This window comes from Escherichia sp. KTE31 (assembly GCF_000407925.1).
Classification (GTDB): Bacteria; Pseudomonadota; Gammaproteobacteria; order Enterobacterales; family Enterobacteriaceae; genus Escherichia; species Escherichia ruysiae.
In genome coordinates, this window is the sequence record NZ_KE136726.1 from 64032 (window position 1) to 75185 (window position 11154).

12 protein-coding genes and 3 tRNA genes are annotated in these 11154 nt (G+C 51.7%); 6 read left to right on the top strand and 9 right to left on the bottom strand.

The features are described 5' to 3' along the window. Position 1: 1 nt before the first annotated feature. The 8 genes from WES_RS05215 to pncC form a co-directional block, all read right to left on the bottom strand. Positions 2–78 (bottom strand) — tRNA-Arg (locus tag WES_RS05215). Positions 79–142: 64 nt separating this feature from the next. After that, positions 143–219, bottom strand: a tRNA-Arg gene (locus tag WES_RS05210). A 3-nt stretch (positions 220–222) separates the two neighbouring features. Further along, a tRNA-Ser gene (locus WES_RS05205) sits at positions 223–315 on the bottom strand. Positions 316–630: 315 nt separating this feature from the next. Then, the gene (csrA, locus tag WES_RS05200; RefSeq protein ID WP_000906486.1) at positions 631–816 is read right to left on the bottom strand and encodes a carbon storage regulator CsrA; all 186 of its coding nucleotides are present in this window, start codon (positions 814–816) and stop codon (positions 631–633) included. 234 nt (positions 817–1050) lie between these two features. Then, positions 1051–3681, bottom strand: coding sequence for an alanine--tRNA ligase (gene alaS, locus WES_RS05195; RefSeq protein WP_016159593.1), 2631 nt, complete (start codon positions 3679–3681; stop codon positions 1051–1053). A gap of 128 nt (positions 3682–3809) precedes the next feature. After that, the gene (recX, locus tag WES_RS05190) at positions 3810–4310 is read right to left on the bottom strand and encodes a recombination regulator RecX (RefSeq protein ID WP_000140512.1); all 501 of its coding nucleotides are present in this window, start codon (positions 4308–4310) and stop codon (positions 3810–3812) included. 230 nt (positions 4311–4540) lie between these two features. Further along, positions 4541–5602, bottom strand: a complete 1062-nt coding sequence (gene recA, locus WES_RS05185; protein ID WP_000963153.1) for a recombinase RecA — start codon at positions 5600–5602, stop codon at positions 4541–4543. 79 nt (positions 5603–5681) lie between these two features. After that, the gene (pncC, locus tag WES_RS05180) at positions 5682–6179 is read right to left on the bottom strand and encodes a nicotinamide-nucleotide amidase (protein WP_010353997.1); all 498 of its coding nucleotides are present in this window, start codon (positions 6177–6179) and stop codon (positions 5682–5684) included. Positions 6180–6360: 181 nt separating this feature from the next. Here pncC and WES_RS05175 point away from each other — a divergent pair, with 181 nt between their 5' ends. Further along, a complete protein-coding gene (locus tag WES_RS05175; protein ID WP_000201678.1) occupies positions 6361–6609 on the top strand; it encodes a hypothetical protein in 249 nt (82 codons plus the stop codon). 38 nt (positions 6610–6647) lie between these two features. On the opposite strand, the gene mltB is transcribed toward WES_RS05175, so the two are convergent. Beyond that, the gene (gene mltB / locus WES_RS05170) at positions 6648–7733 is read right to left on the bottom strand and encodes a lytic murein transglycosylase B (RefSeq protein ID WP_000476834.1); all 1086 of its coding nucleotides are present in this window, start codon (positions 7731–7733) and stop codon (positions 6648–6650) included. A gap of 255 nt (positions 7734–7988) precedes the next feature. Between mltB and srlA the strand changes: the two genes are divergently transcribed. The 5 genes from srlA to gutM all read left to right on the top strand — a co-directional run bounded on the left by srlA (position 7989) and on the right by gutM (position 11153). Beyond that, the gene (gene srlA / locus WES_RS05165) at positions 7989–8552 is read left to right on the top strand and encodes a PTS glucitol/sorbitol transporter subunit IIC (RefSeq protein ID WP_000573315.1); all 564 of its coding nucleotides are present in this window, start codon (positions 7989–7991) and stop codon (positions 8550–8552) included. After that, the gene (gene srlE, locus WES_RS05160) at positions 8549–9508 is read left to right on the top strand and encodes a PTS glucitol/sorbitol transporter subunit IIB (RefSeq protein ID WP_016159595.1); all 960 of its coding nucleotides are present in this window, start codon (positions 8549–8551) and stop codon (positions 9506–9508) included. Before srlA ends, srlE begins: the two co-directional genes overlap by 4 nt. Positions 9509–9518: 10 nt before the next feature. Next, entirely contained in the window at positions 9519–9890 is a 372-nt protein-coding gene (gene srlB, locus WES_RS05155) for a PTS glucitol/sorbitol transporter subunit IIA (protein WP_000216197.1), read from the top strand. A gap of 5 nt (positions 9891–9895) precedes the next feature. Then, positions 9896–10675 (top strand): sorbitol-6-phosphate dehydrogenase, encoded by a 780-nt coding sequence (gene srlD, locus WES_RS05150; RefSeq protein WP_001077345.1) that lies wholly within the window; start codon positions 9896–9898, stop codon positions 10673–10675. Between the two features lie 118 nt (positions 10676–10793). Next, positions 10794–11153, top strand: a complete 360-nt coding sequence (gene gutM, locus WES_RS05145) for a transcriptional regulator GutM (protein ID WP_000252898.1) — start codon at positions 10794–10796, stop codon at positions 11151–11153. Position 11154: the final 1 nt, after the last annotated feature.

Sequence of the window (11154 nt, forward strand, 5' to 3'; positions counted from 1 at the left end):
ATGGTGCATCCGGGAGGATTCGAACCTCCGACCGCTCGGTTCGTAGCCGAGTACTCTATCCAGCTGAGCTACGGATGCATCGGGAAACTTACTTTACTGCAGATTTTTTGATACCGCTACTAAAGCCATATCAAGTAAGAGATGGTGCATCCGGGAGGATTCGAACCTCCGACCGCTCGGTTCGTAGCCGAGTACTCTATCCAGCTGAGCTACGGATGCAAATGGCGGTGAGGCGGGGATTCGAACCCCGGATGCAGCTTTTGACCGCATACTCCCTTAGCAGGGGAGCGCCTTCAGCCTCTCGGCCACCTCACCACACGCCTCTTACGAGTGCTTCGAAGAACTTGTTTATCGCTCATCGTCGCTGCGTGGCGCACATATTACTTTCTGAGACTTATAAGTCAAACAATTTTTCCCACACTTTTATCGTTTGCACACTTCACGCTCAATTAGACTGTAAAAACGTCAAAAAGAGTGTTTTATCAACAGAAAAAATGGCCTATGACAGGCAGGCGTGATGCAGAAAAATGGATGTTAACGTTGAATGAACGGGAGTAATGCGAAAAGAAAATGAAGTGAAGGAGAGATTTTGAGGGTGCGTCTCACCGTTAAAGATGAGACGCGGAAAGATTAGTAACTGGACTGCTGGGATTTTTCAGCCTGGATACGCTGGTAGATCTCTTCACGGTGAACAGAAACTTCCTTCGGGGCATTTACGCCAATACGTACCTGGTTGCCCTTTACCCCTAAAACTGTCACGGTGACCTCATCCCCAATCATGAGGGTCTCACCAACTCGACGAGTCAGAATCAGCATTCTTTGCTCCTTGAAAGATTAAAAGAGTCGGGTCTCTCTGTATCCCGGCATTATCCATCATATAACGCCAAAAAGTAAGCAATGACAAACACATTACATGTAAGCAGTCATGGCATTACATTCTGTTAAACCTAAGTTTAGCCGATATACACAACTTCAACCTGACTTTATCGTTGTCGATAGCGTTGATGCGAATGCCGTGGAACAAGTCCACGGCATTGCCTGACGCTAATATTATTGCAATTTCGCGCTGACCCAGCCTTTCACACTGGCTAACGCTGCAGGTAAGGCCGCAGCATCCGTACCACCGGCTTGCGCCATGTCAGGACGTCCACCACCCTTGCCGCCCACCTGCTGAGCGACCATACCAATCAGTTCCCCTGCTTTCACACGATCTGTGACGTCCTTAGATACGCCTGCAATCAGAGAAACCTTACCTTCGGCTATCGTTGCCAGCACGATAATTGTCGACCCCAGCTGATTTTTTAAATCGTCAACCATGGTACGCAACATCTTCGGCTCAACACCGTTAAGCTCGCTAACCAACAGCTTAACACCATTAACATCAATTGCCTTACTGGAAAGATTTGCACTCTCCTGCGCGGCAGCCTGTTCTTTAAGCTGTTGTAGCTCTTTTTCCAACTGACGCGTACGTTCCAGTACTGAACGAACTTTATCAGCCAGATTATTGCTATCGCCTTTCAGCAGATGCGCAACTTCGCTTAAGCGATCGCTGTCTGCATGAACGGTGGCAATAGCACCTTCTCCGGTTACAGCTTCGATACGACGAACGCCCGCAGCAGTACCCGATTCAGAGATAATACGGAACAGACCGATATCACCGGTGCGGCTGGCGTGAGTACCGCCACACAGCTCTGTGGAGAAATCGCCCATGCTCAGTACACGTACACGTTCATCATACTTCTCGCCAAATAGCGCCATCGCGCCTTTCGCTTTCGCAGCCTCGAGATCCATGATGTTGGTTTCAATCGGCAAGTTACGACGAATTTGTGCGTTCACCAGATCCTCAACGGCACGAATTTCCTCTGGTTTCATCGCTTCATTATGTGAGAAGTCGAAACGCAGCACTTTGTCGTTAACCAGAGAACCTTTCTGCGATACATGAGTACCCAGAATCTGGCGCAGCGCAGCATGCATCAAGTGCGTTGCGGAGTGATTCAGACGAATACGAGCACGGCGCGCTTCATCAACATCGGCCTGCACCGCGTCGCCCACTTTCAGAGAACCCGCAGCAAGTTTACCGATGTGGCCAATCGCCTGGCCGTATTTCTGCGTATCTTCTACCGCAAAGGAGAAGTTTGCGCCTTTCAGTTCGCCTTTATCGCCAACCTGACCGCCAGATTCTGCATAGAATGGCGTTTGATCCAGCACGACTACCGCTTCCTGGCCTGCATTGATGGCATCAACCGCTTTACCATCAACAAACAGCGCGGTCACTTTGCCGTTCAGTTCCAGATGGTCATAGCCTTTAAATTCAGATGCACTGTCAACACGGATCATTGCGTTGTAATCAGCACCAAAGCCGCTGGCTTCGCGCGCACGACGACGCTGCTCTTCCATTGCTGCTTCAAAGCCAGCTTCGTCAACTTTGATGTTGCGCTCACGACAAACGTCAGCCGTCAGATCAACCGGGAAGCCGTAAGTGTCGTACAAACGGAAAGCGGTTTCGCCATCCAGCGTATCGCCAGAAAGTTTCGCCAGCTCTTCATCCAGTAGCGCCAGACCGCGCTCCAGAGTACGCGCAAACTGCTCTTCTTCAGTTTTCAGCACCTGCTCAACCTGAGCCTGTTGGCGTTTCAGGTCTTCACCCGCAGAGCCCATGACCTCGATCAGTGGCCCCACCAGCTTGTAGAAGAAGGTTTCTTTCGCACCCAGCATATTGCCGTGACGCACCGCGCGACGAATGATACGACGCAGTACATAACCACGGTTTTCGTTGGACGGCATTACGCCATCCGCTATCAGGAACGCACAAGAACGAATGTGGTCAGCGATTACGCGCAGCGATTTATTGCTTAGATCGGTCGCGCCAGTGACTTTTGCTACCGCCTGGATCAGCGTGCGGAACAGGTCGATGTCATAGTTAGAGTTAACGTGTTGCAGTACCGCAGCAATACGCTCCAGACCCATACCGGTATCTACAGACGGCTTCGGCAGCGGTTCCATCGTGCCATCAGCCTGACGGTTGAACTGCATGAAGACGATGTTCCAGATCTCAATGTACCGGTCGCCGTCTTCTTCCGGGCTTCCCGGAGGGCCACCCCAGATGTGGTCACCATGATCGTAGAAAATTTCAGTACACGGGCCGCACGGACCAGTGTCACCCATCTGCCAGAAGTTATCAGACGCGTATGGCGCACCTTTGTTATCACCGATGCGAATAATACGTTCGCGCGGGATACCAACTTCTTTTTCCCAGATTTCGTAGGCTTCGTCGTCGCTTTCATAGACGGTAACCCACAGACGCTCTTTCGGCAGAGCAAACCATTTTTCGCTGGTCAGTAATTCCCATGCAAACTGAATGGCATCGTGTTTGAAATAGTCGCCGAAGCTGAAGTTGCCCAGCATCTCGAAGAAGGTATGGTGACGCGCGGTGTAACCGACGTTTTCCAGGTCGTTGTGTTTACCCCCCGCACGCACGCAGCGTTGGGAGGTAGTAGCGCGGGAATAATTACGCTTGTCGAGCCCAAGGAACACATCCTTGAACTGGTTCATCCCGGCGTTGGTAAACAACAAAGTTGGGTCGTTATGGGGAACCAGGGAGCTGCTGGCAACTACCTGATGTCCCTTACTATGGAAAAAGTCGAGAAACGCCTGACGGATCTCAGCGGTGCTCTTGCTCATAATTATCCTGAAATCAAGCTAACGAAATATCGCCACCAGCAGCAGCAAGTTAATAACCGCTGGGCTGGTAACTGAAAAGTGGGAATAAGATAAGTTTTCTTGACTGGGAAGTAAAATACCGTATGCGTTCAGTCGGCAAAATTTCGCCAAATCTCCTGGATATCTTCCATCAGATAGCCACGATAGAGCAGAAAACGCTGGATCTTAACTTTTTCTGAAAAGACTGTTGGCAGTGGTTCGCCATATTTTCGCGTAGCCTGATCGCGCGCCAGTTCGCACCAGTCGATGTCACATTCACGCATCGCTTTTTCTGTGGCCTCTCGGGAGATACCTTTCTGGTTCAGTTCCTGACGAATACGCGCTGGTCCATAACCTTTACGGCTACGGCTGGCGATAAAGCGCGCAACAAATCGGCTGTCATCGAGATAGCCATGTTCATGGCACCAGGCAATAACACGTTCATAATCCTCTGCCGTGGCATCAATCTCTTCCGGGCCATTTTTGCCCATAATCGGTGCTGCGAGTTTACGTCGCAATTCTTGCTCGCTGTGATCGCGTACCGCCAGAATGCGTACCGCACGATCCAACAGGCGAGCATATGCCGGACGACGGGATGTTGATTCTGTCATGGCATATCCTTAAAACTTAAAAAGCAAAAGGGTCGCAAATGCGACCCAGGTTTTGCTGACAAACAGGTTTAATAGTCAATGAGTGGCAGGATTTCCCCGCAGGCCCTGTCACTCAGAGGATCGAGGTGAGAGTAATTTTTCACGCCAGTGCTGGCCTGTTCCCCTCACCCTCTCCCCAAAGGGGCGAGGGAACCGTCCGTGCACACATTATCTATTATCATAACTAACGATTAAAAATCTTCGTTAGTTTCTGCTACGCCTTCGCTGTCATCTACAGAGAAATCCGGCGTTGAGTTCGGGTTGCTCAGCAGCAGCTCACGAACTTTCTTCTCGATCTCTTTCGCGGTTTCCGGGTTGTCTTTCAGCCAGGCTGTTGCATTCGCTTTACCCTGGCCGATTTTCTCGCCTTTGTAGCTGTACCATGCACCCGCTTTCTCGATCAGCTTCTCTTTCACGCCCAGGTCAACCAGCTCGCCGTAGAAGTTAATACCTTCGCCGTAGAGGATCTGGAATTCAGCCTGTTTAAATGGCGCAGCGATTTTGTTCTTCACCACTTTCACGCGGGTTTCGCTACCCACCACGTTTTCGCCCTCTTTCACCGCGCCGATACGACGGATATCAAGACGAACAGAGGCGTAGAATTTCAGCGCGTTACCACCGGTTGTGGTTTCCGGGTTACCGAACATCACACCAATTTTCATACGGATCTGGTTGATGAAGATCAGCAGCGTGTTGGACTGTTTCAGGTTACCCGCCAGCTTACGCATCGCCTGGCTCATCATACGTGCCGCAAGGCCCATATGAGAGTCGCCGATTTCGCCTTCGATTTCCGCTTTCGGCGTCAGTGCCGCAACGGAGTCAACGACGATAACGTCTACGGCGCCAGAACGCGCCAGGGCGTCACAGATTTCCAGTGCCTGCTCGCCGGTGTCCGGCTGAGAGCACAACAGGTTATCGATATCGACACCCAGTTTACGTGCGTAGACCGGGTCCAGCGCGTGTTCAGCATCGATAAACGCACAGGTTTTACCTTCGCGCTGCGCAGCGGCAATAACCTGCAGCGTCAGTGTCGTTTTACCGGAAGATTCCGGTCCGTAGATTTCGACAATACGCCCCATCGGCAGACCGCCTGCCCCGAGCGCGATATCCAGTGAAAGCGAACCGGTAGAGATGGTTTCCACATCCATAGAACGGTCTTCACCCAGGCGCATGATGGAGCCTTTACCAAATTGTTTCTCAATCTGGCCCAGTGCTGCCGCCAACGCTTTCTGTTTGTTTTCGTCGATAGCCATTTTTACTCCTGTCATGCCGGGTATTACCGGATAGTCAATATATTCTGTTGAAGCAATTATACTGTATGCTCATACAGTATCAAGTGTTTTGTAGAAATTGTTGCCACAACGTCTGCAATGCATAAGCCGTCGCCTTCCGACGCACGGCATCACGGTCACCGCTGAAGCATTCCCGGCGGGTAATACCTTCGCCGCTGGCTGAAGCAAAAGCAAACCAGACAGTGCCAACTGGCTTCTCTTCGCTGCCGCCATCCGGCCCGGCGATACCGCTGATAGAAACGGCATAATCGGCACGAGCCGCTTTCAGGGCGCCAATCGCCATTTCCACCACGACGGGTTCACTCACCGCGCCATGCTGCACCAGCGTCTCATCTCGCACGCCGATCATCTGCGATTTGGCTTCGTTACTGTAGGTGACAAATCCGCGTTCAAACCAGGCGGAACTGCCAGCAATATCGGTAATAACTTTCGCTACCCAGCCGCCGGTACAAGACTCAGCGGTTGTTACGATTGCGCCACGGGCTTTCAGCGCCTGCCCTACCTGCTCGCTTAATTGCATCAGTTCACTGTCAGTCATCACAACCTCTGTCAGTCAGATATTTATGCCGGACAAGATAGCACTTTCCCGTAAAAGATGGGGACGAGCGATTCATTTTACGAGTCGCATTCCGAAATAAGACTGTTACGACCAACCAGTAAAGAAAAAAGGCTACCATGCCGCGTTCGCATTGATATGTATTCACAGGGAGAGAAAAGTAATGGCAACAAAGAAAACGGATAACACCCCACAAAACGTACTCAAACAGACCACGCAAATGCGTATGTGGGTCACCATTGGCGGCGTCAGCGCCCTGATTGCAGTGGTATGTAAGATTTTATCTTCCGGCTATCTTGAACCTTTCGATTTTGGTCAGGCTGCGTTAGGCGTTGTCTGCCTGGGATATACCGTGTCGCTGTCTAAGAAAATCAAACAATTACGTCAGCAATCTCTTTCGAATAAACAGTAAGATAGCAGAGGGAGGTTTAACCTCCCTCTTGCAAATAGTTACTGTACGCGCGCCAGCGCCACGGCTTGTCCTAACTGCCAGACCGCCATTGCGTAGTGAGTGCTGTGGTTGTAACGGGTAATAGTGTAGAAGTTCGGCAAACCGTACCAGTACTGATACCCCGTCCCGACATCCAGACGCAGCAAGCTGGCCTGCTGATGATTGCCCAGTGGCTGCTGTGGCGTCAGCCCTGCCGCTGCAAGTTGTGAAATGCTGTACTTGGTTTTGAAGCCATTTGGCAACCCCGGAGCCTGACCATTTGCCATTACAGCGACCTGATCGCCTTTCACCCAGCCATGCGCTTTGAAATAGTTCGCCACGCTGCCAATGGCATCAACCGGGTCCCACAGGTTGATATGCCCGTCGCCGCTGAAATCCACTGCGTATTGTTTGTAAGACGACGGCATAAACTGACCGTAGCCCATTGCACCGGCAAAGGAACCTTTCAGATTGAGCGGATCGTCCTGCTCATCGCGCGCCATTAGCAGGAAGGTTTCCAGTTCACCAGAGAAATACTCCGCGCGGCGCGGGTAGTTAAATGACAGCGTCGCCAACGCATCGAGGATGCGAGTTTTACCCATCACGCGTCCCCAGCGGGTTTCAACGCCGATAATCCCGACGATAATTTCCGGCGGTACGCCATACACCTGCCACGCGCGATTCAGCGCATCTTCATACTGGTTCCAGAAAACCACGCCGTTCTGCACGTTATCCGGAGTAATAAATTTTTTGCGATAACGCAGCCATGCGCCGTTCGGGCCAGATGGCGGCTTCACCGATGTGGTTGGTGCCTGGTTATCCATCAGCCGCAGTACCGAATCCAGACGTTTCGCCTGGGAGAGGATTTCCTGCAACTGCTGACGATTGAAGCCGTGTTTTTTCACCATTTTGTCGATGAACTGCTGCGCATTCGGGTTGTTAGCAAAGTCACCGCCCATCTGCATCACATTGTGCTGCGGCTCAAGCAGGAAGCCGCCGGACGGCGTTCCGGTGGTCGTTTCAGTCTCAGTAGGTTTTGGCTTGCTGCTACAGGCGGCAAGCAACACAAAAAGGGGAAGCAATGTTACATAACGACGCTTGAACATGAGGAGTCCATTTAACAGATTCAACCAGGGGCAAGTATGGTAAAGCATCCCGCCCCGCACAAGGAAGCGGTAGTCACTGCCCAATACGGACTTTACATAACACAAATCACCTTCCTCACCATCCTTTCAACCAAACTTTCAAATTAAAATATTTATCTTTCATTTTGCGATCAAAATAACACTTTTAAATCTTTCATTCTGATTAGATTGTGTTGCCGTTTGGTAATAAAACAATAAATTTCAAAGGAGAGAACAATGATAGAAACCATTACTCATGGCGCAGAGTGGTTCATCGGGCTGTTCCAGAAAGGTGGAGAGGTGTTTACCGGGATGGTGACCGGCATTCTTCCGCTGTTGATAAGCCTGCTGGTAATCATGAACGCGCTGATTAATTTTATCGGGCAGCACCGCATTGAACGATTTGCTCAACGTTGCGCCGGCAATCCTGTTTCCCGTTACCTGCTATTACCGTGTATTGGCACGTTTGTTTTTTGTAACCCGATGACCTTAAGTCTGGGGCGTTTTATGCCGGAAAAGTTCAAACCCAGCTATTACGCGGCGGCTTCTTATAGCTGCCACTCAATGAACGGTCTCTTCCCTCATATCAACCCCGGCGAACTGTTTGTTTATCTGGGAATTGCCAGCGGTCTGACGACGCTGAATCTGCCACTTGGCCCACTGGCAGTGAGCTACCTGCTGGTTGGTCTGGTTACGAACTTCTTCCGTGGCTGGGTGACCGACCTGACCACCGCCATTTTCGAGAGAAAGATGGGCATTCAACTTGAACAGAAAGTTCACCTGGCAGGAGCAACATCATGACGCGTATTCAGATCGAAAAAGGCACTGGTGGCTGGGGTGGCTCACTTGAACTGGAAGCCACGCCAGGTAAAAAAATCGTCTATATCACCGCCGGAACCCGGCCAGCAATTGTCGACAAACTGGCACAACTTACTGGCTGGCAGGCTATCGACGGCTTTAAAGAAGGTGAACCAGCGGAAGCGGAAATCGGCGTTGCAGTAATCGACTGCGGCGGCACACTGCGCTGCGGCATCTATCCAAAACGGCGTATTCCCACCATTAATATCCACTCGACGGGCAAGTCCGGTCCGCTGGCGCAGTACATCGTGGAAGATATTTATGTCTCTGGCGTGAAAGAAGAAAATATTACTGTGGTCGGCGCTGAAACTCCGCAACCCTCTTCCGTAGGCCGTGACTACGATGCCAGCAAGAAAATCACCGAACAAAGCGATGGTTTACTGGCGAAGGTGGGAATGGGCATGGGGTCTGCCGTTGCCGTGCTGTTTCAGTCCGGGCGCGACACTATCGACACCGTATTAAAAACCATTCTGCCGTTTATGGCGTTCGTCTCGGCGCTCATCGGCATCATTATGGCTTCCGGCCTTGGCGACTGGATTGCCCACGGTCTTGCTCCGCTGGCGAGCCATCCACTGGGGCTGGTAATGCTGGCGCTCATCTGCTCCTTCCCGCTGCTTTCGCCTTTCCTCGGCCCAGGCGCCGTTATTGCGCAGGTTATCGGCGTATTGATTGGTGTGCAGATTGGTCTCGGCAATATTCCGCCGCATCTGGCTTTACCGGCGCTGTTTGCCATCAACGCGCAGGCGGCCTGCGACTTTATCCCGGTCGGTTTATCGCTGGCGGAAGCCCGTCAGGACACGGTTCGCGTCGGCGTCCCTTCTGTACTGGTGAGCCGCTTTTTGACCGGCGCACCAACTGTACTGATCGCCTGGTTTGTCTCCGGTTTTATCTATCAATAGAGGCTGAAACATGACCGTTATTTATCAGACCACCATCACCCGTATCGGCGCGAGCGCCACTGACGCCTTCAGCGACCAGATGCTCATCACCTTTCGTGAAGGTGCACCTGCGGATCTCGAAGAGTATTGCTTCATCCATTGCCACGGCGAATTGAAAGGAGAACTCCATCCCGGTTTGCAATTTTCTCTCGGGCAGCATCGCTATCCGGTGACCGCCGTTGGCAGCGTGGCGGAGAACAATCTTCGCGAACTGGGTCATGTCACCCTGCGCTTCGATGGTTTAAGCGAAGCGGAATTTCCGGGCACTGTCCATGTGGCAGGCCCTGTACCCGACGATATCGCGCCGGGATCGGTTTTGAAGTTTGAATCTGTTAAGGAGTAAAAAAAATGAATCAGGTTGCCGTTGTCATCGGTGGTGGGCAAACTCTGGGCGCGTTCCTGTGCCATGGTCTGGCTGCCGAGGGGTATCGTGTGGCAGTTGTCGATATTCAGAGCGACAAAGCCGCAAATGTGGCGCAAGAAATTAACGCCGAATATGGTGAGGGAACGGCGTACGGTTTTGGTGCTGACGCCACCAGCGAGCAGAGCGTTCTGGCGCTCTCTCGTGGGATAGATGAAATCTTTGGTCGCGTCGATTTACTGGTCTACAGCGCCGGAATTGCAAAAGCAGCGTTTATCAGCGATTTCCAGCTCGGCGATTTTGACCGTTCGCTACAGGTGAATCTGGTGGGCTATTTCCTGTGCGCGCGTGAATTTTCGCGTTTGATGATCCGCGACGGCATTCAGGGACGCATTATTCAGATCAACTCGAAATCCGGCAAGGTGGGCAGTAAACATAACTCTGGCTACAGCGCCGCGAAATTTGGTGGCGTAGGGCTGACTCAATCACTGGCGCTGGATCTGGCAGAGTATGGCATTACGGTGCATTCGCTGATGCTCGGTAACCTGCTGAAATCGCCGATGTTCCAGTCACTGTTGCCGCAATACGCCACCAAGCTGGGTATCAAACCGGACGAAGTCGAGCACTATTACATCGATAAAGTACCGCTCAAACGCGGCTGCGATTATCAGGATGTGCTGAATATGCTGCTGTTCTACGCCAGTCCCAAAGCGTCGTACTGCACCGGACAGTCAATCAATGTCACCGGTGGTCAGGTGATGTTCTGATCAACAGCGGAGATCCTTTTAGGATTTCAGACTGATGACAATGTTCAAAAAGGGTTCGGACGATCCCCTCGCCTCTTTGGGGTGAGGGGGAAAACCGTACCCACATTTAGGAAAAGTTATGGTATCAGCTCTCATCACCGTCGCCGTTATCGCCTGGTGTGCGCAACTGGCCTTAGGCGGCTGGCAAATTTCTCGTTTTAATCGAGCCTTCGACGCGCTCTGCCAGCAAGGGCGCGTCGGTGTAGGCCGTTCCAGTGGGCGCTTTAAGCCACGGGTCGTGGTCGCCATCGCCCTGGACGATCAGCAGCGCGTCACCGACACCTTGTTTATGAAAGGACTGACCGTTTTCGCCCGACCACAAAAAATTCCCGCAATTAAGGGTATGTATTCTGGTGATTTAAAGCCCGATGTGATCTTTCCCCATGATCCACTATCACAGAATGCTCTATCATTGGCGCTTAAACTGAAACGTAGATAAT